Raw genomic sequence first — 20,853 nt, 5'->3', positions numbered from 1 at the left:
CCCACCACCGGGCCGGTCGACCTCCTCAGCGGGGCGACCGGCCCGGTTGGCGTTCCCGTACCAGCAGCAGCACCTGGTCGGCCACCATGTCCAGCACGTCCGCCGCCGTGGCTACCGTGCCGCGCTCGTCCGCCGCCGTCGCCTCGTCGCCCAGCACCATGAAGTTGAGGGTGAGCCCGTCGGTCAGCGCGGCCAGATACCGGGCGGCCGTCGACTCGGGCACCGTCAGCTCCACCCCCAGGGCGGGGACGAGCCGGCGGAGCACCTTGGTGTGCGCGGTGACATAGCGCTCGTACTGCCGCCGGGCCAGATGCGTGTAGCCGGGTTCCCGCAGCGCGTACTGGGTGAGTTCGTACGTCAGCATGTGCTGGCCGGGATGGGCGAGCACATGGTCCCAGTACGCCTGGAGCCCGGCCCGGATCGTCTCGCGCAGGGTGGCCCGGGGGACCAGCTCGGCCAGCACGTCCGACTCGGAGGCCTCGGAGATCGCGTCCATCACCGCCTCCAGCAGCTCCTGCTTCGAGGCGAAGCAGTAGTGGAAGACGCTCAGCGAGACCCCGGCCTCCGCCACCACGGACCGCGTCGTGGTCTTGGCGACCCCGTCCCGGGCCATCGCCCGGATCGCCGCCTCGACCAGTTGCCTCCGCCGCTGCGCCGCGGGCATGCGTGCCATACCGATCCCTCCCTGAACCGGCGCCAGCATACTTATGCCCCGCCGAGGAAGACCGGGTTGGTGAACGCCGCCAACGGGCCGGGCAGCACGGCGACGGTCGCCGGGTGGCGCACCTCCGCGCGGACATGGCCGGCGTACGACGGGGTGGTCGTCCAGGACAGGCCGGTGGCCGCACCCGTGCGGACCGTGCCCCGGTCGGTGACCAGGTGGGTGGTGCAGTCGGCGGCGGCGCCCGTGACGGTGAGACGGACGGTCACCCGGGCGTCGGGGGCGGCACCCAGCCGTTCACCGATCCCGGCCGTGCGGCCACCCCCGTCGGACACCGTGAGGTCGAGGGACACCGCCGAGGATTCGGCGACGTAGGAACGGCCTGCGCGCAGGCCCGCCAGGACCGACGTACGGGAGAGGCTGTCGGCGAGGACGACGGTCTGCGGGTGGCCCACCTCGTCGGGGTCGCGGTGGGAGTCGCTGTTGCCCATCGCAGGAGTCCAACCGCCGCCGCGTCCGAGGGACTTGTCCCACGCCTGGAGGGACACCTCGTCGTCCGGGGTGTACGGCCAGTTCCAGACCTCCACCACGTCCGCCTCGGCGAGGCCGAACTGCCAGGAGCAGCCCGGGCAGGGGGCGTGCGGGTGCGCCGGGACGACCAGGCCGCCCGCCCGGCGTATCCCGCGGGCGAACCGCCCGAAGCATTGGTCGCGGGCCCGGTAGCGCCAGTCGGTATGGGTGCCGGGGGCGGTGCCCAGCGCGAGGACGTGCCCATTGCGGGTGGTGACCTCCTCGCCGGTCAGGATCAGCAGGTCGTCACCTGCCAGATCGGCCCAATGCCCGTGCGAAGAAGGGGTGTTGTGCTCGGTGGAGGCGAGGAAGTCCAGGCCCGCCGCCCGTGCCAGGGCCGCGATCCGTGCCGGGGTGCGGCTGCCGTCGGAGTGCACGGAGTGGAGGTGGCAGTCCCCCCGGTACCAGGCGCGGCCCCGCCCCGCCGCCCGCTCGGGCGGGTACACCGGGCGGGGAGCGGGGGCGGTGGCTCCGGGGAGGAGCGTGAGGATCACCGTGTACGGCAGGCCCTGCGGCGCCACCGTGTACGGCGCCAGCACCACGTGCCAGGTGCCGGGGCGGACGGGACCCGGCAGATATCCCGGTGTCGCCTCGTCACCCCGTACGAAGAACTCCCTGCGCGCACCCCGGACCAGCCTCGGAAACCCGGCCCGCCCAGCGCCGTGCCCCGCTCGTCGAAGAGACCGATATCGAGAGCGTTGCCCTGGATCCCGGGAGGGACGGGCGGGCGCTCGTACGCGTACGAGACCCGTAACTCCCCTGTCCCGTCCGGTACTTCGAACGGCAGATATGCGTAGTCGGGCGCCCCCGGCGGCAAGGTGCCGGACACCGTCCGGGTCAGTGGGCCGTCGCCGGGCGCCGCCCGCGCGAAGCGCACTGTGCTCAGGTGCGGTTCCGGTTGCGGCGTACCAGCCACAGGATGACCAGCACCAGCACGATCAGGGCGATCACACCGAAGACCAGCCCGATGATGAGCCCGATCCCGAAGCCCTTCGACTTCTTCTTTTTCTTCTTCGGCTTCGAGGCGAGCGCGGTGTCCGCCGAGCTCTGCGCCTGGGTGGTGAGGGCGGTGCCCGACTGCGAAGTGGAGGTGGCGGCCGTCGTGGTGCTCGCCGCGGCGACCCGTGGTGCGGCAGCCGCCGATGACAGCGACATCGCGGGGGCGCCGAACAGCAGCGTGCCCGCGAGAAGGAGGGTGGTGGTTGTCCTGGTGCGCATGCGCATGGTGTTGCGCCCTTCCCCGTTCGTACCGGGTCCTGGTGGACCTCTCGGCTTTCGGCACCGTACGCCCTAGCGTGAGACGGCCAACAGGTGCCCGACCAAGGAGGTTGTATGCGGATCTCGGCCACGATTTTCCTGACCGACGAGACGATCACACCGGTACGTCTCGCGCGGGAACTGGAGCAGCGGGGCTTCGGCGGGCTCTATCTGCCGGAGCACACCCACATCCCGTCGAGCCGGGACACCCCCTACCCGGCGGGCGGCGAACTGCCCCGCGAATACGCCCGCACCCTCGACCCGTTCGTGGCCCTCGGTCAGGCGTCGGCCGTGACGCAGCGGCTCCTGCTCGGCACCGGGGTCACCCTGGTCGCCCAGCACGACCCGATCGGACTGGCCAAGCAGATCGCCACCCTCGACCACCTCTCCGGCGGCCGGTTCACGCTCGGCGTCGGCTTCGGCTGGAACAAGGAGGAAGCCGCCGACCACGGTGTGGAGTGGAAGACCCGGCGCGAACTGGGCCGCGAACGGATGGGGTTGATGCGGGCCCTGTGGAGCGAGCAACCCACCGCGTTCGAGGGCGAGTTCGGCTCGGTGCGGGCCAGTGAGGTGTACCCCAAGCCGCAGGACGGCGCACCGCGCATCCTGGTGGGCGGGGCCGCCGGACCCAAACTCTTCGACCACATCACCCAGTACGCGGACGGCTGGATGCCGATCGGTGGACGCGGGCTGAGCGAGTCCATCCCGGTGCTGCGCGGTGTGTGGGAGGCGGCCGGGCGCGAGGCCAAGGACCTTCAGGTGGTGCCGTACGCGGTCCTGCCCAGCCCCGGCAAACTGGCGCACTACGCCGAGCTGGGCATCGGGGAAGTGGTGCTCCAGCTTCCGCCGGCCGGGGAGGGGCAGGTGCTGCGCACGCTGGACTCCTATGCGCAGTTCCTCTAGCAGGGTTCTCTTCAGTACGCCGCTTCCTCAGGCACCGGCCCCCGCCGCCGGAAGCAGCGGCACCATCCCGTCCCACCGGGACATCTCGCACCCGTTGGTCCGGCGGTACGTCGTGTCCACCGGGCGCCCCGCCCAGGTCCCGGTGACACGGGCCGTCTGCGGACCGCCGTACACCTGGGTGCACAGGGCGTCCGGGGCCACCGGCGCGAACGGGTCCTTGCCCCAGACGGTGACCTCGTCGAGGCGCTCGCAGGCCTGCTGGGCGTCGGGGTGGGTGCCGCCGGTGGGACGGCAGTCCAGCTCGTAGGTGCCGTCCGCGTCCGGGAGGCCCGAATCGGCGACGGTGACGGTGAGGCGGTCGCCGGAGGGCGGGACGGCAGGGGCCGCGGTGGCGGTGGTCGCGGCGCTTCCCAGGAGGGCGAGCAGGGGGAGTGCGGAGGCGGCGATACGGCGCAACATGGGGGCTCCTGTGGCGTACGGGAGATGCGGAGGTGTGCTGCGTCTAACGCCCCCACGCCCCGAATGTCACGCAGGCATCGAACGTATCCTCGGGGGATGACGAGCTCCGCAGCGCAGCCCACCGGACCGACGGGGTCGACGGGGTCGACGGGATCCACCGGCACCGGAACCAGCACCGGGACCGGGACCGGCACCGCGACGCCCCCGACCGCCAATTCCATGCGCCGCGCCCTCAAACGTGCCCGTGACGGTGTCGCACTCGACGCGGGAGAGGCCGCCGTCCTCCTCCAGGCGCGCGGCGACGACCTCACCGACCTGTGCGCCTCGGCGGCACGTGTCAGGGACGCGGGGCTTGAGGCCGTCGGGCGGCCGGGCGTCATCACGTACTCCAAGAAGGTCTTCATCCCGCTCACCCGCCTGTGCCGGGACAAGTGCCACTACTGCACCTTCGTGACCGTCCCGGGCAAGCTGCGCCGGGCCGGGCACGGGATGTACCTGTCGCCCGACGAGGTGCTGGAGATCGCCCGCGCCGGGGCCGAAATGGGATGCAAGGAAGCCCTGTTCACGCTGGGCGACCGGCCGGAGGAGCGGTGGCCGGAGGCGCGGGAGTGGCTGGAGGCGGAGGGGTACGACGACACCCTCGCGTACGTACGGGCCATGGCGATCCGCGTGCTGGAGGAGACCGGTCTGCTGCCGCACCTCAACCCGGGGGTGATGTCCTGGACGGAGCTCCAGCGGCTGAAACCGGTCGCGCCCTCGATGGGGATGATGCTGGAGACCACGGCGACCCGGCTGTGGAGCGAGCCGGGTGGGCCGCACCACGGGTCGCCCGACAAGGAGCCCGCGGTACGGCTGCGGGCGCTGGAGGACGCGGGCAGGTCCAACGTCCCCTTCACCACCGGCATCCTGATCGGCATCGGCGAGGACTACGAGGAGCGCGCCGACTCGCTGTTCGCGCTGCGGCGCACGGCACGGGCGTACCACGGCATCCAGGAAGTCATCGTGCAGAACTTCCGTGCCAAGCCGGACACCGCGATGGGGAAGATGCCGGACGCGGAGCTGGAGGAGCTGGCCGCCACGATTGCCGTCGCCCGGCACATCCTCGGCCCCTCCGCCCGGATCCAGGCGCCGCCGAATCTGGTCGACGAGGAGTATGCCCTGATCATCGGGGCGGGGATCGACGACTGGGGCGGGGTGTCGCCGCTGACCCCGGACCATGTGAACCCGGAGCGCCCCTGGCCGCACATCGCTCAACTGGTCCAGAAAACAGGTGAGTCGGGATTCGTGCTGCGGGAACGCCTGACGATCTACCCCGAGTTCGTGCAGCGCGGCGAACCGTGGCTGGACCCCCGGCTGCTGCCGCACGTACGGGCGCTGGCCGATCCGGAGACCGGGCTTGCCCGGGAGGACGTACGGCCGGCGGGGCTGCCCTGGCAGGAGCCGGACGAGGCGTTCACGGCCAGCGGGCGTACGGATCTGCACACCACGATCGACACCGAGGGCCGCACCGGCGACCGGCGCGACGACTTCGACGCGGTGTACGGCGACTGGGAGGCGCTGCGGGAGGCGGCGGTGCCCGGGATGGTGCCGTCCCAGATCGATGGAGACGTCAGCCGGATCGACGGAGAGGTGAAGGCGGCGCTTTCCCAAGCGGCTGCCGATCCAACCAAGTTGACGGACGCTCAGGCGCTGACGCTGCTGCACGCCGACGGTCCCGCGCTGGACGCGTTGTGCCGGATCGCGGACGCGCTGCGGAGGGACGTGGTCGGTGACGACGTCACCTACATCGTCACCAGGAACATCAACTTCACCAATGTCTGCTACACCGGCTGCCGCTTCTGCGCCTTCGCGCAACGGCGCACCGACGCCGACGCGTACACCCTCTCGCTGGACCAGGTCGCCGACCGGGCACAGCAGGCGTGGGACGTGGGCGCGGTCGAGGTGTGCATGCAGGGCGGCATCCACCCCGACCTGCCCGGGACCGCGTACTTCGACATCGCGAAGGCGGTGAAGGAGCGGGTGCCGGGGATGCATGTGCACGCCTTCTCACCGATGGAGGTGGTCAACGGGGCCACCAGGACCGGGCTTTCGTTCCGGGAGTGGCTGATCGCCGCGAAGGAGGCGGGGCTCGGGTCGATCCCGGGGACCGCCGCCGAGATCCTGGACGACGAGGTGCGGTGGATCCTGACGAAGGGGAAGCTGCCGACCGCCGAGTGGGTCGAGGTGATCCGGACGGCGCACGAGGTGGGGCTCAGGTCCTCGTCCACGATGATGTACGGGCATGTGGACCAGCCCCGGCACTGGCTCGGGCATCTGCGGACACTGGCCCGGATGCAGCAGAACGCGCTGGCCAACAACGTCGAAGGCTTCACGGAGTTCGTGACGCTGCCGTTCATCCACACCAACGCGCCGGTGTACCTGGCCGGCATCGCCCGGCCCGGACCGACCGTGCGGGACAACCGGGCGGTCACCGCGATGGCCCGGCTGCTGCTGCACCCGTACATCACGAACATCCAGACCAGCTGGGTGAAGCTGGGTGCGGAGGGCGCTGCGGAGATGCTGCGGTCCGGGGCCAACGACCTGGGCGGGACCCTGATGGAGGAGACGATCTCGCGGATGGCCGGATCGAGTTACGGGTCCTACCGGTCGATTCAGGACCTGGTGGCGATCGCGGACGCCGCCGGACGGCCCTCGCGGCCGCGTACGACGCTGTACGGCGAGGTGCCCCAGGAGCGGGTGGCCGCCGCGCACGCCTCCGACGGGCATCTTCCCGAGCTGCTGCCGGTGCTGGGGGACTGAGCGGGAACCGAGTGTCACCGGAGGGGGGGGGGGGGGGGGGGGGGGGGGGGGCGGCGCGGGCGGGCGGGGGGGGGGGGCCCCCCCGACCGCCGCGCGCCAAAATAATGTAGGGGGGGCGGTGGGGTCTACGGGGTGGGGTGGGGGCGGGGGGGGGGGGGGGGGGGGGGGGGGGGGGCCGCGCGCCCGCCCCCCCCCCGCCCCCCCCCCCCCCCCCCCCCCCCCCCCCCCCCCTCCGGTGCGCCGCGGTTGCACGGACGCCCGGCATTAAGAACGCGTAAAGATTGCCGGAGTGCGGCAATGACCTGTGTCAGTGCGCCGTGCGACTCTTCGGACACGTCGAAGGGGCGCATCCGACGCACACGAGGGAAGGAGTGGGAATGACGCTGTTCCTCGGTCTTGGCATCGCGGGTGTGGTGCTCCTGCTCCTCGCGCTCGTCTTCGACGGGCTGCTGGAGGGTCTGTTCCACGGGTTCTCCGCGCTTGAGGGAGTGTTCGACGGATGGCTCTCGCTGCCGGTCGTCGCCGGATTCACGGCGATGCTCGGCTTCGGCGGTGCGATCACGCTGGGTACCACCGGCCTCGGAGCCGGCGCCGCGACGGGGGTCGGCGCCGTGGCCGGGGTCGGTGCTGCCTGGCTCACCTGGAAGTTCAGCCGCGCGCTGATGCGTGATCAGACCGACGCGACACCACGCGGGGAAGACCTCGTCGGTACGTCGGGGTCGGTCGTCACCGCGATTCCGGCCGGCGGGTACGGCGAAGTGATCGTCTACCTCGGCGGGCAGCCGGTGAAGTACGCGGCGAAGAGCGAGATACCGGTGGTCCGGGGCGCGGACGTGTGGGTGGAGGCGACGCTCTCGTCGACCTCGGTCTCCGTACGCCCCGTCGAACGCTGAGCCACTCCGTCCGCCCTGCGCCCCTGCCCTTCTTGACGCCCCCGCGCCCCCTCCTCACGTAACCGCTCAACCACCAGAGGGATTTGCCCATGAGCCCAGTCGTCATCGCGGTCGTCGGAATCGTCGTACTCGTCGTCCTGCTCGGTCTTGTCGTGGTCACGCGCTACAAGGTCGCCGGGCCGAGCGAGGCGTTCATCATCACCGGGCGGCGCGGCAAGAAGTCCACCGACCCGGTCACCGGACGGATCAGCACCGACAACAGCGGCCAGAAGGTCGTGGTCGGCGGCGGCGTCTTCGTCGTCCCGTTCGTCCAGCAGAAGTCCACACTCGACCTCTCCAGCCGGCAGATCCCGATCTCGGTGCGCGGCGCGGTCACCCTGCGCGGTGTGAAGGCCAACCTCGAAGGCGTCGCGATCGTCAAGGTCGGCGGCAACGAGGACGCGATCCGGGCCGCCGCCCAGCGCTTCCTCCAGCAGCAGGGCCAGGTCAACAGCTTCACCCAGGAAGTGCTCTCCGGCGCGCTGCGCGCGATCGTCGGCCGGATGTCGGTCGAGGACATCATCCGGGACCGGGCCGCGTTCGCGGGGCAGGTCGCGGAGGAGGCCGAGGCCAGCCTCTCCGGGCAGGGCCTGGTGCTCGACGCCTTCCAGATCCACGACATCACCACCGAGGGCTCCTATCTGGAGGACCTGGGCCGGCCCGAGGCCGCCCGCGCCCGCCAGGAGGCCGACATCGCCGAGGCCATCGCCAAGCGGGCCTCCGAGCAGGCCCGGCTGAAGGCCGCCGAGGAAATCGCCATCGCCGAGCGGACGTTCTACCTCAAGCAGGCCGAGATCCGCGTCGAGACCGAGGCCGCCGCAGCCCAGGCCAACGCTGCCGGTCCGCTCGCCGACGCCGCCCGCCAGCAGGAAGTGCTCGCCGAACAGGAGAAGGTCGCGCAGCGGCAGGCCGCCCTGACCGACCGCGAACTCGACACCAAGGTCCGCAAGCCCGCCGACGCCGCCCGCTACCAGGCCGAGCAGGAGGCCGAGGCGCGCAGGATCAGCCAGGTCAAGGAGGCCGAGGCGGACGCCGAGCGCTCCCGGCTCACCGGTGAGGGCGAGAAGCTGCGCCGTGCCGCCCTCGCCGCAGCCGTACGGATCGAGGGTGAGTCGGAGGCAGCAGCGATCGCCGCGAAGGGTTCGGCCGAGGCCGAGGCGATGCAGAAGAAGGCGGACGCGTTCGCGCAGTACGGCGACGCGGCCGTGATCCAGATGCTGGTCGAGGCACTGCCGCAGGTCGTCGCCAAGGCGTCCGAGCCGCTCAGCGCCATCGACAAGATGACGGTGATCTCCACGGACGGCGCCTCGCAGCTCTCCCGTACGGTCACCGACAACGTGGCCCAGGGGATGGAACTGCTCAGTTCGACCACCGGGGTCGACCTTGGCGAGCTGCTGAAGGGCATCGCCGCGAAGGGGACGAGCGGCGCCAGGGTGCCGGAGCAGTCGGCGGCCACGGGTGCCGGCGGCGGTGCGGCCGACGCGGGCCCTGCGGGCGCCGCGAACGGCCAGATCCCGATCACCGACTGACGGAAAACTGTCCAAGACTGACTGACTTGTGGCCCTTTGGGACCCGAAAGGGACCTGAAGGGCCACAGCTCTCTCAACCTACGATCGAGTAGCGTGTCGCGCCATGAGCAGTCCCGCCGCCCCCGCCGCCACTGCCACCCCCGCGTCCCCCGTCTGGGGCCGCGCCGAACAGCAGGACTTCCGCAGCCGGGTGCGCGGCGCCCTCCTCGGCGGGGCGATCGGCGACGCACTCGGCGCCCCGGTCGACACCCTGCCGATGAGCGCCGTACGGGAGACCCACGGATTCGCCGGAGTCCTCGACCTGGCGCCCGCCCACGGCAGACGCGGCGCGATCACCGCCGCCACCCAGCTCACCCTGTTCACCGTCGACGGGCTGATACGTGCCCAGGTCCGCCGGGACACCGGCGCCTGGCACCCGCCCACCGACGTCCACCGCGCCTATCTGCGCTGGTCCGCCACCCAGCACGACTGGGGCCCGGACGAACGCCGCGCCGAGGACGGCTGGCTGGCCCGCGAGGAGTGGCTGTACGTCCGCAGGTCACCCGGCCGCGAAACCCTCAACGCCTTCCGGGACCCGGCAATGGGCACCCTCGACCGGCCCAGGAACCCCGACTCCACCGACCCGGCCGCACTCGCCCGCTCCGCCCCCTTCGGCCTGCTGGTCGGCTGGGAACCCCCACTGGTCCTCCAGCTCGCCGTCGAATGCGCCGCCCAGTCCCACGGCCATCCCACCTCCACGCTCTCCTGCGGGGCCCTCGCCGTCCTGGTCCACGGCCTGGCCCGGGGCGAAGGCCCGGCCGCCGCGGTCCAGCGCACCCTCGCCCTGCTCGCCACCCGCCCCGGCAGCCCACCCGTCACCGCCGCACTCCACACCGCCCTCGAAGCGGTCCGCCAGGGCACCCCGACCCCCGAACGGGTGGCGTCACTCGGCGACGGCCACACCCCCGAAGGCGCACTGGCCATCGCCGTCTACTGCGCACTCGTCGGCGAGGACATCCGCCACGGCCTGCGCCTCGCCGTCAACCACGACGGCGCGTCCGCCACCACCGGCGCCCTCTGCGGCGCCCTCCTCGGCGCCATGCACGGCGAAACGGCCCTGCCGCCCGGCTGGCTCGCTGAACTGGAGGGCCGCCCCACCGTCCTCGCCCTCGCCGACGACTTCGCCATGGAGATGACCCAGGGCCCGGCCCTGCACGGGCCGACGACCAGCGCACCGGGCTGGCTGGCCCGGTACCCGCGCGCCTGAGGGGGACCCACGGGCCCGCGGGGGCCGTACGCCGTAAAGGAAACCTTGTACGGCGTACAGGGCCGCCCTGTACGCCGTAAAGGCAGCCGGTGCTGTGAAGGCGGCCGACGCCGTAGGGCAGCCGCACAGCCTTCGCGCGGCCGGGCCCTCACCGCATCAACTCACCCGCGTTCACCAGCAACTGCTGCCCCGTGATCGCCCGCGCCCGGTCCGAGGCGAAGAACACCACCGCATCCGCCACGTCCCCGTCCGTCGCCATCTCCGGCAACGCCATCCGCGCGTTCAGCCGCTCGCGCACCGCCGCCTCCGCTATGCCCTCGGCCTGGGCGGCGTACGCCACGAAACCCTGCACAGGCGGACCCCACATCCAGCCCGGCAGAACCGAGTTGACCCTTATCCCGTGCGGTCCCAGCTCGCGCGCCAGGGAGTACATCGCCGAGGTCAGCGCCCCCTTGGACGCCGCGTACGCCGCCTGGGCCACCTCGCTGGGGGCGGCGATGGCCGACTGCGTACCGATGCAGACGACCGCGCCGCCGCGCTCCTTCAGGGCGGGCAGGCAGGCGCGGGTCATCCGCAGGGTGCCGAGCAGATTGACGTCCAGGACCTGCTGCCAGGCGCCGAAGTCGGCATCCGCCAGACCGCCGAAGTGGGTGTCGTACGCGGCGACATGGACGACCGCGTCGAGCCGGCCGAAGCGCTCCACCGCGAGCGCGGCCAGCCGTTCGCAGCTCTGCTCGTCGGTGATGTCGGTGGGGAGGTACGCGGTCCGGGTGCCCTCCGGGTCCAGCTCGGCGGCCGCCTTGGCGAGGTTGGCCTCGGTGCGGGCGCCCAGTACGGCGTTGCCGCCGTCACGGATCACCGCCGCCGCCACCTGATGGCCGAGCCCGGAGCCCACCCCGGACACGACGACGGTCTTTCCCTCGACGAGCATCACACTGCCTCCGGACCATGGACCAATTGCTGACGGTCCGTCAGAGTAGGCGCGTCGCCGTCAACTTGGAAGGTGAGTGCGATGAGCGAGGACACCCGCAGCGAGACCTACGCGGAACTGGCAGCCGTCGGCCCCTACGGTGTGCGCCCCGGCCACGCGCTGATCACCATGGTGGAACCGCACCCGGGCCAGGAGTACGCCTACAACCGCTGGTACGAGGACGATCACTACATGGCCGGTGCGATGGCCATGCCCTGGATGTACGCGGGACGCCGCTGGGTCGCCACCCGCGACCTCCAACTCCTGCGACACCCGGCCAAGTCCGCGGTCGCCGACCCCGTCACAGCGGGCTGCTACCTCACCACGTACTGGATCACCGAGGGCCGCTACGACGACCACATGAAGTGGACCGTCGCCATCAACAAACGCCTCAACCGGGACGGCCGCGTCCACCAGGCCCGCACCCATGTCTTCACCGCGTTCCAGGACCACGAGGTGACCGTCTACCGCGACGGAGCCGCGGGCCCCCGCGACTACCACGCCCTGGATCACCCGTACCAGGGGCTGGTCCTGGAGGTCATCGACACCGAGAGCCCGGAACAGTGCCGGGAGCTGGCGGAGTGGCTGCGGGCCAAGTACCTGCCGAAGCGGCTCGCGGGGTCGTCGGCCGCGATGGTCACCGTCTTCCGGCCGACCCCGCTGCCCGGCGACAGGATGACCTACGTCAAGCAGGTCGAGGGCGTCGGCACCCGGTTGACCCTGCTGTGGTTCCTGGAGCGGGACCCGCGGGAGCGCTGGGAGGAGCAGTTCGGAGGACTCGGGGAGGCGGTCGCCGAGGCCGGTCTCGGGCGGGTGGAACTGGTCGCGCCGTTCGTACCCACCGTCGTGGGCACCGACCGCTACGTCGATCAACTCCGCTGAACCGGAGCGGACGTTGAGAAGCCCCCTCGGCCAGGACGGCGGGCCAGTCGAGAGGGCTCTACGGTGTTGCTGGTGCCTCTACGGCGTTGCTGTTACAGCGAGTGGTGCGTGACGTGGGCGGGATCAGCGACCGAAGGAGCCCTGGCCGACCTCGGCGATGAACGACGTCCACGAACCCGGGACGAAGGAGACCGAGGGTCCCTCGGGCGCCTTCGAGTCCCGCACGTAAATGGCCTGCACCGCAGGCGACTTCACTTCCACACACGCGCCGTTACCGCCGGAGTACGAGGACTTCGTCCACTCGGCCGTAGCACCCTTGCGAATTGCCATGTCCGTTCCGCCTTCACCAGTCGTCGTGAACCGCCAAACGCTCTTGCTTGGCGTGATCGACGCTACGCCGGAACTCACAAGCACACAGGGGCCGTTCACTCGACCGGATGGCATATTCCGGTGGGCCTTCCACTGGCGTGGGCGGTAGGTGTACGGTACGCGACCTCGGCCGATCGGGGCCGGGGAGAAAGCCGGCGCTGAGGCCCGTGCGGGACCGGTGCGAGGGGCTGGAACCGGCCACTCCCCGCCCCGGTGCCTCGCCCCCGCTCGCACCCGCCCCGTTGTCCCTGGCCCCTCGCGCCGCGTGCTTACCCCTGGTGCTCCGCGCTCGCGTAGTCCTTGGCGATCTTCTCGATGAAGAGGTGCGAGTCCTCGACGCTCAGCGCCTTCGCCCGCAGGTGCTCGTACATCCCGGTGTACTTCTGCACGTCCGGAGTCTTCTCCAGATAGAGGTCGCTGGTCACGCCCTCGATGTAGACCACGCTGGAGTCGGTCGTCTCCGGGAACTCCAGGATCGCGTAGTGCCCGCTGAGCCCGGTGTGCGCGCCGGCCCTGAACGGCAGTACCTGGATGGTCACATGGGGCAGCCGGGCCAGTTCCTGGAGGTGCTCCAGCTGCTCCAGCATCAGATGCCGGTCGCCGACGACCCGGCGCAGCGCCGCCTCGTCGATCACCGCCCACAGACGCAGCGGCGAGGTGCTGGTGGTGACGCGGTCCTGGCGGCGCACCCGGACGCCGACCCGCTTCTCCCAGTCCTCGGGCGAGTTCTCCGGCAGGGCGCCGGCGATGACCGCCTTGGCGTACTCCTTGGTCTGGAGCAGACCGGGGACGACCTGGGGTTCATACACCCGCAGGTTGTCGGCGTCGGTCTCCAGACCGATGTACACGCTGTACGGGATGTCGCCGAAGGCGTGCCACCAGCCCTGCTGGCGCGAGTCCTTGGCCATCTGCATCAGCGACTCGACCACCCTGGGGTCCTCGACCTCGTAGACGTTGCACAGGTCGCGGACATCGCGCGGGCTGATGCTGCGGCGACCGTTCTCCAGGCGGCTGATCTTGGACTGGGAGACCAGGAGCCGCTCCGCGACCCCCTCCGCCGTCATGCCTTTGAGCTCGCGCAGGCGACGCAGCTCCTGGCCCAGTCGGCGTCGCCTGACGGTGGGATTGACATTGGGGGACGCCACGGAAACTGCACCTCCGGCTGCGTGCTGCGCGTATCTACTGTTCAGCAGACTGCCACCAACTGGCGTGACCGCGCTGGTAAATGGCCACACAGGGTGGTGCGGCGGCCACGCATCCGTATGTCCGGGTGCGGCTTGTGCGCGTGCGCGACGGGCCGTCCCACACATGCGGAAACACGCGCGGGGCGGTGGCCCGGCCCTCGTCCGGACGGCCGGTCCACTGCCCCGCGCGCTTGCTGCGGCTCCCGAACCGGGTCTCTGGGGACGTCGGTGCGGCGGCCTTCTGTGGTGCTGGTGCTGCTTCTTGGGTGCGTACGCCCGTCAGTGCGCCGCGGCCCGGGCCATGCTGCCGCGGTGCGGCTGCACGGATACGGAGGCGTTCTGACGTACCCCGCCGCCACCGCCGCCAGGGGAACCCTGGGCGCCGGCCGGGCCGGGTGCGGCACGGCGTGGCTGTGCGGCCACACCGTTCTGGACGTCCATCACGGCGTGTGCCACGAGACCGCCCATCGGGTCGTGCCGAATCAGATCCCTGAGGCGGGACCTGGACGACCGGCCCTCATTGCCGGGGTACAGGTGCTTGCCGAGTCCGACCGCATGGGCCAGCGCGGCGAGCGCCGCGGTCCGCGGATCCGGCGGGACGCCGGTGCGGATCGCACTGTCCAGCCGGGCACGGATGTCCCGGCTGATTGCCGTGTCGGTCGCCTGGTAGCGAGTCGTCGGCAAGACCCCGCACATCTGACCCGATACGGCATGCACCATGCCGCACCGCTCCAGGTGCGCGAGATAGATCTGGCGAAGCCCCAGTCGAGGCCCGCCGATCCAGTTCACTGCCCGAACCGGGCTGCCACGACGGCGCAGCAGTTCCAGCGCGGAGTCCAGTGTCGGATCTCCGGTCGGCCGTGGCATCACCACGGCGATACGATCCCCGTCAGGGGCTATCCGTCCTGCCAGAGCCAGCTCCACTAGCTGTGCCCCGGCCAGGCCGAGGTCGAGCGACTGCGGCTGCGCTGTGGTACCCGTTGCCGGGTCCAGAGCGAGCAACAGAAGCTCCTCCGGAATTGTTCTGCGGCTCCTGCCCATCCATGCCTCCCCGCGTGGATGAATGACAGGGTGACCCCTCTCACATTCATCTGTCGAGAGCGCCTGGGTGCTTTGTGTGGGAACCAGTAGCTATGTCGTTCTCGTCTAGCACGTGGGGCCGGTGCCCGTAGCAGGACACTGGTTGATGGAACGGACAGCGGGGGCGGGCCCCGTTGCGGCGTGTTGTGGCGTAGACGTACGCGTTGAGGAGGCATCGGTGGCGGGCGAGTCCCCCGGCAAGTCGGAGCAGCGGAAGTCGTCGGGGGAGACGGCGGGCGAACGAGATCCCCGGCTCGCGGTATTCCGTGAGAGGACGCCCGAGGCGTCGAAGCCGGTTCCTGAACCGGCCCCGGACGATGCGGAGCCGCAGGACGCGGACACCGCCGAGGCGGCCACGCGGGAGGACGAAGTCACCCACGAGACGGCCGCCGCGGACAGCGCGGACGGCGCCGGCGCGGGCCCGGCCGACGACACCCGGGGGGTGGATCAGCCGACGGGCGTCTTCAGGACACGTCCGAGGAGCACCGAGGCGCAGGCCGACGAGGGCGATGAGGTCGACGAGGCCGACGAGGTCGACGAGGTCGACGAGGCTGATGACGCCGAGGCGGCCGACGGCGTGACCGAACCGGTGGCGGAAGCGGAATCCCGGACCGGGTCCGCATCCGCAGCGGAGACGCCGTCCGGGACGACGGCGGAGGAGGCCCGCGACGAGGCCCCCGAGGCGGGCAATTCCCGGCTGCGGGCGGCCGTTGCCGCCTGGGTCGCCACGGCGGACGAGCCCGACGCCGACCCGGCCGGAGACGGCTCCGACGGCGCCGCTGAGCGCACGCCGGCCGCTCGTCCGGGTGACACGGCCGACCCGAAGCGGAACGCGGAGCCGGACGAGGCCGACAAGGCCGGCGCGGCGGCTTCCGCTGCCGCCGCCTCCGCGGTGCTCGCCGGCGCTCGCGCGGCCCGCGCCGAGCAGGACCGTTCCACCGCTGCGGCCACCAAGGCCACCACGGCTGCCGGTGAGGCCGGTGAGGCCGGTGAGGCCGGTGAGGCCGGTGAGGCCGGTGAGGCCGGTGAGGCCGATGCGGCGGAGGTACGGCGCGGTGGCGACGGAAGCGGGGTGGCCGACGCCGCCACCGTCGAAGCCGACGACGTAACGCCGAAGGACGACACCGCGGACAAGCCCACCCCCGTACCGAAGGAAGAGCCGGACCTGACGGCCGGGAAGCCGGAGAGCGGCTCGGCGGCCGGGAAGCCGGGCGCGAAGCCGCCCCGGGCCGGCCGGAAGACCGCCACGGGCGACGTGAAGCCCGCTGGGGCCGACGAGGCGCGCAGGGCGGGCGCCGCGGGCAAGGCCGACGGCGAGAGCGCCCCTGCCGACGGTGACGCAGAAGGCGGCAGCAGCGCCGACGCCGGTGGCGCCGACGCTTCGGCCGGGCGCACCCGTGGTGCCGACGCCGACAGCGACGGCACCACCGAGGGTGACGCCGAGGCCGACAGCGACGGCAAGGCCACCGGCACTGGTGTCGACCAGGCCACCGCCGTCTTCAGGACCATGCCTCGTTCGGCCGGGTCCAAGGCCCCGGCGTCCGGGACCACGCCCGCGTCCAAGGCCTCCGGGTCCAAGCCCGAGCCCGCCTCCCAGACAGCCGAGGCGGACCCCAAGGCGCCCAAGCCCGGCTCCGGCTCCGGTGCCGAATCCGCGCCCAGGGCCAGCAGGCCCGGCTCCGCTCCCAAGCCTCCCAAGGCCGCCACCGCGCCCCCGGTCGACCAGCCGACGGCCATGCTCAAGCTGCCGTCGACGGATCCGCAGGCGCCCAAGGGGCCGAAGGGTGCGCCCAGCTCGCGGGTGGCCAGGCCCGAGTCGGACAAGGAGCGCACCAGCACCTTCGTACCGCTCAAGCCGGACGACGTACGGTCGCCCAAACCGCCCCGTCGGCCCGGTGGAACGGCGCCCCAGCCCGGCGCCCGTCCCGCGGACACTCCGGGTGCGGGGGCCGGTGCGCAGCCGCGTCCCGCCGGCCCGCTGCCCGCCGCCGCGCCCCCTGCGGCCCGGACCACCGGTCTCCCCGAGGCCGAGCGGACCAGGCAGCAGCCGCTGCCGCCCAAGCCGCCGCTCGACCTGCTGGCCGAGCTGACGAACAAGCCCGCCCCGCCGGAGACCCCGGTGCGCACGACCGTGCGCCGGATCAAGATCTGGACCCCGCTGGTCCTGCTCCTGGTGGTGGTGTTCGGCGTCGTGCAGATGGTGCGTCCGCTGCCCGACGCGCGGATAGAGCTCACCTCCTCGACCTCGTACTCCTTCGAGGGCGGAAAGACCGACATGCCGTGGCCGGGTGACGGTCAGTCGGCGGTCGAGGTCGAGGGCGTGGGCGCGATGGGCCAGGAGGGCCCGCAGAAGCCCGCTCCGATCGCGAGCATGGCGAAGGCCATGACGGCTTACGTGGTCCTGCAGAGCCACCCGCTCAAGGGCAAGGAGACCGGGCCCAAGGTCACCATCGACCAGCAGGGCGAGGACGACGCGAAGAAGCCGGACGAGTCGACGGCGCAGGTCACCAAGGGGCAGGCGTTCACGCTGCGTCAGATGATCGAGCTGCTGATGATCCCCTCGGGCAACAACATCGCCCGGCTGCTCGGACGGTGGGACACCCAGTCGGACTCGGAGGCGGAGTTCGTCACGAAGATGAACGCCGCCGCCAAGGACCTCGGCATGACCAACACGACGTACACCGACCCCAGCGGGTTCGACAAGGGCACCGTCAGCACCCCGCTCGACCAGATCAAGCTGGGCAAGGCGCTCATGAAGAACGACGTCTTCCGCAAGATCGTCGACCTGCCGCAGGTCGAGGTCCCCGGCATCGACAACATGATCTACAACAACAACAACATCCTGCTGAAGCCGGGTGTCAACGGCATCAAGACCGGCTCGACGACGCCGGCGGGCGGCAACCTGCTGTTCTCGGCGAGCACCATCGTCGACGGCAAGGAGCGCCGGATCATCGGCGCGGTGATGAACCAGCAGACCGGCGCCCAGCTGCACGACAAGCTCCAGGCCGCCATCGACAACAGCCTGAAGCTGATCCAGAAGGCGCAGGAGGCGGTGACCTCGGCGACGGTCGTGAAGAAGGGCGAGGTCGTCGGGTTCGTGGACGACGGACTCGGCGGCCACACGCCGGTCGTCGCGACCCAGGACCTGAAGGCGGTCGGCTGGCCGGGCCTGAAGGTGAACCTGGCCGTCGGCGGCGTCCAGGGCAAGCCGGTCCCGCACGCCGCGAAGGCGGGCGACGTGGTCGGCGAGGTCACGGTCGGAACGGGCCCGGGCATGGTCAAGGCCCCGGTCGCCCTCCAGTCGGACCTGACCGAGCCCGGCTTCGGCGCCAAGCTGACCCGGGTGGGCTGAGCCACGGTCGGTCCGGTGGCCCCGTGACCCCCGGGGACGTCGCCGTGAACGGCGGGCCCGCAGAGCGCTCTGCGGGCCCGCCGTCGCGTTGTGCGGCTCTCGCGGTCCCGGGAAGGTCGCGGCAAACTCGCGGCCCCGACGGCGATTGCCTTCTCGGTCGCCGGGGTACGTTCGCCCCTGCACCGGGCGTCAGCCGTCAGGCGTGAACACGCTGGACGGTCCGACGCGAAGTGTCAGCGAATACTCGCCGTGCCGAAATGCTCTCGGCGTGCTACGGTTATTCGCAGTTGCAGTTGTGGTTCCCGAAAAGACTTACAAGTGCTCTCCCCGGAATTCGCACGTTTTCCGGTGGGCGCACTTTTCTTTTGTATTTCCGGTGCTTTTCTCCCGGACGGGGTCATCATCGCGCGACGTGGAACACACACAGTGTGTGTTTCCCGGGTTTTTACCCCGAAGGAGATTTGACATGGCTACTGGCACCGTGAAGTGGTTCAACTCGGAAAAGGGCTTCGGCTTTATTGAGCAGGACGGCGGCGGCGCCGACGTCTTCGCCCACTACTCGAACATCGCCACCTCCGGCTTCCGTGAGCTCCAGGAAGGCCAGAAGGTGAACTTCGACGTCACGCAGGGCCAGAAGGGCCCGCAGGCGGAGAACATCGTCCCCGCCTAGTCATTCGGCCTTGTGCCTGATGATCACTGATCATGGACTCCGGTCCTGATCAGCGGTGACATCGCGGCTGGGACCCGCACCCTCGGGTGCGGGTCCCAGTGGCGTTTTCGCGCCCGGGAATGAACCGGGTCTGCTCGTTGTTACGAACGAGAGGACCCGGGACGTCTCCCGGGCCGACTTTTGTTTTTAATTCATTTCGGCTCGTTCTTGAAATGCGGCCCGCTCTGCGGACCGGGATTTCCTCGATACGTGCCGGTATCGAGGAGGAATCTCCGTGAGTACGAACTATGCCCGCTTCGGCGGAAATCGCGACACCAGTGCGGGAAAGAGTGGAAAGGGCAGCGGAAGCGGCAGTTCTGCCGGAAAGCGCGGCCCCGGATCCGGGAACCGCCCGAACGGCGGATACGCCGGCGGCAACCGTTCCGCCGGCGGCAACGGACGCGCCCGCCGCCCGGTAGCCCTGAAGGGCGAATTCGCCCTCCCGGTCACCGTCACCCCGGCGCTCCCTCCGGTCACCGCCTTCACCGAACTGGACCTTCCCGACTCCGTCCAGCGGGCCCTGGTCGCCGAAAGCGTCACCGAGCCCTTCCCGATCCAGGCCGCCACCCTCCCCAACTCCCTCGCCGGACGCGACGTCCTCGGCCGTGGCCGCACCGGCTCCGGCAAGACCCTCGCCTTCGGCCTGGCGATGCTGGTGCGCACGGCGGCGTACGGCCGCAGGGCCCAGCCCAAGGCACCGCTCGCCATGGTCCTCGTACCGACGCGTGAGCTGGCCCAGCAGGTGACCGACGCCCTCACCCCGTACGCCAAGGCGCTCAACCTCAGCATGGCCACCGTCGTCGGCGGTATGTCCATCGGCCGGCAGTCCTCCGCGCTGCGCCGCGGCTCGGACGTCGTCGTCGCCACGCCCGGCCGGCTCAAGGACCTCATCGAGCGCCGCGACTGCCGCCTCGACCAGGTGCGCATCACCGTCCTCGACGAGGCGGACCAGATGGGCGACATGGGCTTCATGCCGGATGTCACCGAACTTCTCCAGCAGGTACGGGAGGACGGCCAGACCATGCTGTTCTCCGCCACCCTCGACCGCAATGTCGACAAACTGGTGCGCACCTTCCTGACCGACCCGGTCGTCCACTCCGTCGACCCGTCCGCGGGCGCGGTCACCACGATGGAGCACCACGTCCTCGAAGTGCACGGCGCCGACAAGCAGGCCACCACCATCGAGATCGCGGCCCGCGACGGACGCGTCCTGATGTTCCTGGACACCAAGCACGCGGTCGACCGCCTCACCACCGACCTGCTCGCCAGCGGCGTCCGCGCCGCGGCCCTGCACGGCGGCAAGTCCCAGCCGCTGCGCACCCGCACGCTGGAGCGGTTCAAGAACGGCGAGATCACCGTCCTGGTCGCCACCAACGTCGCCGCCCGCGGCATCCACATCGACAACCTCGACCTGGTCGTCAACGTCGACCCGCCCACCGACCCCAAGGACTACCTGCACCGCGGCGGCCGCACCGCCCGCGCCGGCGAGTCCGGCCGCGTCGTCACCCTGGTCACCCACGGCCAGCGCCGCGACTTCGCCCGCCTGATGCGCGAGGCCGGCGTCACCGCCCACACCGCCGCCGTCCGCTCCGGCGACGCCGAACTCACCCGCATCACCGGCGCCCAGGCCCCCTCCGGCGTCCCGGTCCGCGCCCCCAGGGCCCCCGCCCCGGTCGACTCCCGCAGCCGCCCGACCCGGGCCCGCCGCTCCCCGGCCCCCTCCCGCGGCCGCCGCGAAGACGCGGAAATGGCAGCGGCACGCAAGGCGGCGGCGGTGCGCAGGGCGTCGTAACGCACCATGCACACGCCGAAGGGCCAGTACCCGGGATCAATCCCCTGGTCTGGCCCTTCTCGCTGTGCCCCCGGCAGGATTCGAACCTGCGACACCAGCTTTAGGAGAAAACGTAAAGCGGAGGCGAGGATTCCCGAGGGTTTCCGAGACCCTCCGAGA

16 protein-coding genes and 1 pseudogene are annotated in these 20,853 nt (G+C 71.3%); 9 read left to right on the top strand and 8 right to left on the bottom strand.

The features are described 5' to 3' along the window. Positions 1-25 precede the first annotated feature (25 nt). The 3 genes and pseudogenes from ACIA73_RS30545 to ACIA73_RS30535 all read right to left on the bottom strand — a co-directional run bounded on the left by ACIA73_RS30545 (position 26) and on the right by ACIA73_RS30535 (position 2,449). Positions 26-673, bottom strand: a complete 648-nt coding sequence (locus ACIA73_RS30545; RefSeq protein ID WP_399442069.1) for a TetR/AcrR family transcriptional regulator — start codon at positions 671-673, stop codon at positions 26-28. A gap of 32 nt (positions 674-705) precedes the next feature. Beyond that, positions 706-2,117: pseudogene (locus ACIA73_RS30540) on the bottom strand (CehA/McbA family metallohydrolase). After that, complete coding sequence (locus ACIA73_RS30535) at positions 2,114-2,449, bottom strand: hypothetical protein (protein ID WP_399442068.1); 336 nt, start codon at positions 2,447-2,449, stop codon at positions 2,114-2,116. The pseudogene ACIA73_RS30540 and the gene ACIA73_RS30535 overlap by 4 nt, the downstream one beginning before the upstream one ends. A gap of 114 nt (positions 2,450-2,563) precedes the next feature. Here ACIA73_RS30535 and ACIA73_RS30530 point away from each other — a divergent pair, with 114 nt between their 5' ends. Then, positions 2,564-3,391, top strand: coding sequence for an LLM class F420-dependent oxidoreductase (locus ACIA73_RS30530; protein WP_399442067.1), 828 nt, complete (start codon positions 2,564-2,566; stop codon positions 3,389-3,391). 27 nt (positions 3,392-3,418) lie between these two features. On the opposite strand, the gene ACIA73_RS30525 is transcribed toward ACIA73_RS30530, so the two are convergent. After that, a complete protein-coding gene (locus ACIA73_RS30525; protein WP_399442066.1) occupies positions 3,419-3,850 on the bottom strand; it encodes an SSI family serine proteinase inhibitor in 432 nt (143 codons plus the stop codon). A gap of 96 nt (positions 3,851-3,946) precedes the next feature. On the opposite strand from ACIA73_RS30525, the gene ACIA73_RS30520 reads away from it, so the two are divergent. The 4 genes from ACIA73_RS30520 (at position 3,947) to ACIA73_RS30505 (ending at position 10,356) form a co-directional block, all read left to right on the top strand. Continuing rightward, the gene (locus ACIA73_RS30520) at positions 3,947-6,649 is read left to right on the top strand and encodes a bifunctional FO biosynthesis protein CofGH (protein WP_399442065.1); all 2,703 of its coding nucleotides are present in this window, start codon (positions 3,947-3,949) and stop codon (positions 6,647-6,649) included. Between the two features lie 377 nt (positions 6,650-7,026). After that, complete coding sequence (locus ACIA73_RS30515; RefSeq protein ID WP_399442064.1) at positions 7,027-7,542, top strand: hypothetical protein; 516 nt, start codon at positions 7,027-7,029, stop codon at positions 7,540-7,542. 89 nt (positions 7,543-7,631) lie between these two features. After that, positions 7,632-9,110: a flotillin family protein gene (locus tag ACIA73_RS30510; RefSeq protein WP_399442063.1), complete on the top strand. Its 1,479-nt coding sequence runs from the start codon at positions 7,632-7,634 to the stop codon at positions 9,108-9,110. A gap of 103 nt (positions 9,111-9,213) precedes the next feature. Continuing rightward, positions 9,214-10,356, top strand: coding sequence for an ADP-ribosylglycohydrolase family protein (locus ACIA73_RS30505; RefSeq protein ID WP_399442062.1), 1,143 nt, complete (start codon positions 9,214-9,216; stop codon positions 10,354-10,356). A 148-nt stretch (positions 10,357-10,504) separates the two neighbouring features. Here ACIA73_RS30505 and ACIA73_RS30500 read toward each other — a convergent pair whose 3' ends face one another. Continuing rightward, positions 10,505-11,287, bottom strand: a complete 783-nt coding sequence (locus tag ACIA73_RS30500; protein ID WP_399442061.1) for an SDR family oxidoreductase — start codon at positions 11,285-11,287, stop codon at positions 10,505-10,507. 81 nt (positions 11,288-11,368) lie between these two features. Between ACIA73_RS30500 and ACIA73_RS30495 the strand changes: the two genes are divergently transcribed. Further along, positions 11,369-12,208 carry a hypothetical protein gene (locus ACIA73_RS30495; RefSeq protein WP_399442060.1) on the top strand — a complete coding sequence of 280 codons (840 nt, stop codon included), beginning with the start codon at positions 11,369-11,371 and terminating at the stop codon, positions 12,206-12,208. Positions 12,209-12,331: 123 nt separating this feature from the next. Here the strand turns inward: ACIA73_RS30495 and ACIA73_RS30490 are convergent, their stop codons facing one another. From ACIA73_RS30490 to ACIA73_RS30480, 3 genes are all read right to left on the bottom strand, one after another. After that, positions 12,332-12,538, bottom strand: coding sequence for a DUF397 domain-containing protein (locus ACIA73_RS30490; RefSeq protein WP_399442059.1), 207 nt, complete (start codon positions 12,536-12,538; stop codon positions 12,332-12,334). A gap of 308 nt (positions 12,539-12,846) precedes the next feature. Continuing rightward, positions 12,847-13,722, bottom strand: coding sequence for a helix-turn-helix domain-containing protein (locus ACIA73_RS30485; RefSeq protein ID WP_399442058.1), 876 nt, complete (start codon positions 13,720-13,722; stop codon positions 12,847-12,849). Positions 13,723-14,040: 318 nt separating this feature from the next. Then, positions 14,041-14,802 (bottom strand): GPP34 family phosphoprotein, encoded by a 762-nt coding sequence (locus ACIA73_RS30480; protein ID WP_399442057.1) that lies wholly within the window; start codon positions 14,800-14,802, stop codon positions 14,041-14,043. A 217-nt stretch (positions 14,803-15,019) separates the two neighbouring features. On the opposite strand from ACIA73_RS30480, the gene ACIA73_RS30475 reads away from it, so the two are divergent. From ACIA73_RS30475 to ACIA73_RS30465, 3 genes are all read left to right on the top strand, one after another. Next, positions 15,020-18,193 carry a D-alanyl-D-alanine carboxypeptidase gene (locus ACIA73_RS30475; RefSeq protein ID WP_399442056.1) on the top strand — a complete coding sequence of 1,058 codons (3,174 nt, stop codon included), beginning with the start codon at positions 15,020-15,022 and terminating at the stop codon, positions 18,191-18,193. Positions 18,194-18,659: 466 nt separating this feature from the next. Next, entirely contained in the window at positions 18,660-18,863 is a 204-nt protein-coding gene (locus ACIA73_RS30470; protein ID WP_189825182.1) for a cold-shock protein, read from the top strand. Between the two features lie 274 nt (positions 18,864-19,137). Continuing rightward, positions 19,138-20,694 (top strand): DEAD/DEAH box helicase, encoded by a 1,557-nt coding sequence (locus tag ACIA73_RS30465; RefSeq protein WP_399442055.1) that lies wholly within the window; start codon positions 19,138-19,140, stop codon positions 20,692-20,694. Positions 20,695-20,853 lie beyond the last annotated feature (159 nt).

Source organism: Streptomyces sp. NPDC051561 (assembly GCF_044454195.1).
GTDB lineage: Bacteria > Actinomycetota > Actinomycetes > Streptomycetales > Streptomycetaceae > Streptomyces.
The sequence above is the reverse complement of the archived record's forward strand: the minus strand, read 5'-3'. Positions and strand labels throughout refer to the sequence as shown.

Bases quoted from the DNA above. Each gene is read 5' to 3' on its own strand.
- ACIA73_RS30545 (WP_399442069.1), bottom strand. From the start codon at position 673: ATGGCACGCATGCCCGCGGCGCAGCGGCGGAGGCAACTGGTCGAGGCG.
- ACIA73_RS30535 (WP_399442068.1), bottom strand. From the start codon at position 2,449: ATGCGCACCAGGACAACCACCACCCTCCTTCTCGCGGGCACGCTGCTG.
- ACIA73_RS30530 (WP_399442067.1), top strand. From the start codon at position 2,564: ATGCGGATCTCGGCCACGATTTTCCTGACCGACGAGACGATCACACCG.
- ACIA73_RS30525 (WP_399442066.1), bottom strand. From the start codon at position 3,850: ATGTTGCGCCGTATCGCCGCCTCCGCACTCCCCCTGCTCGCCCTCCTG.
- ACIA73_RS30520 (WP_399442065.1), top strand. From the start codon at position 3,947: ATGACGAGCTCCGCAGCGCAGCCCACCGGACCGACGGGGTCGACGGGG.
- ACIA73_RS30515 (WP_399442064.1), top strand. From the start codon at position 7,027: ATGACGCTGTTCCTCGGTCTTGGCATCGCGGGTGTGGTGCTCCTGCTC.
- ACIA73_RS30510 (WP_399442063.1), top strand. From the start codon at position 7,632: ATGAGCCCAGTCGTCATCGCGGTCGTCGGAATCGTCGTACTCGTCGTC.
- ACIA73_RS30505 (WP_399442062.1), top strand. From the start codon at position 9,214: ATGAGCAGTCCCGCCGCCCCCGCCGCCACTGCCACCCCCGCGTCCCCC.
- ACIA73_RS30500 (WP_399442061.1), bottom strand. From the start codon at position 11,287: ATGCTCGTCGAGGGAAAGACCGTCGTCGTGTCCGGGGTGGGCTCCGGG.
- ACIA73_RS30495 (WP_399442060.1), top strand. From the start codon at position 11,369: ATGAGCGAGGACACCCGCAGCGAGACCTACGCGGAACTGGCAGCCGTC.
- ACIA73_RS30490 (WP_399442059.1), bottom strand. From the start codon at position 12,538: ATGGCAATTCGCAAGGGTGCTACGGCCGAGTGGACGAAGTCCTCGTAC.
- ACIA73_RS30480 (WP_399442057.1), bottom strand. From the start codon at position 14,802: ATGGGCAGGAGCCGCAGAACAATTCCGGAGGAGCTTCTGTTGCTCGCT.
- ACIA73_RS30470 (WP_189825182.1), top strand. From the start codon at position 18,660: ATGGCTACTGGCACCGTGAAGTGGTTCAACTCGGAAAAGGGCTTCGGC.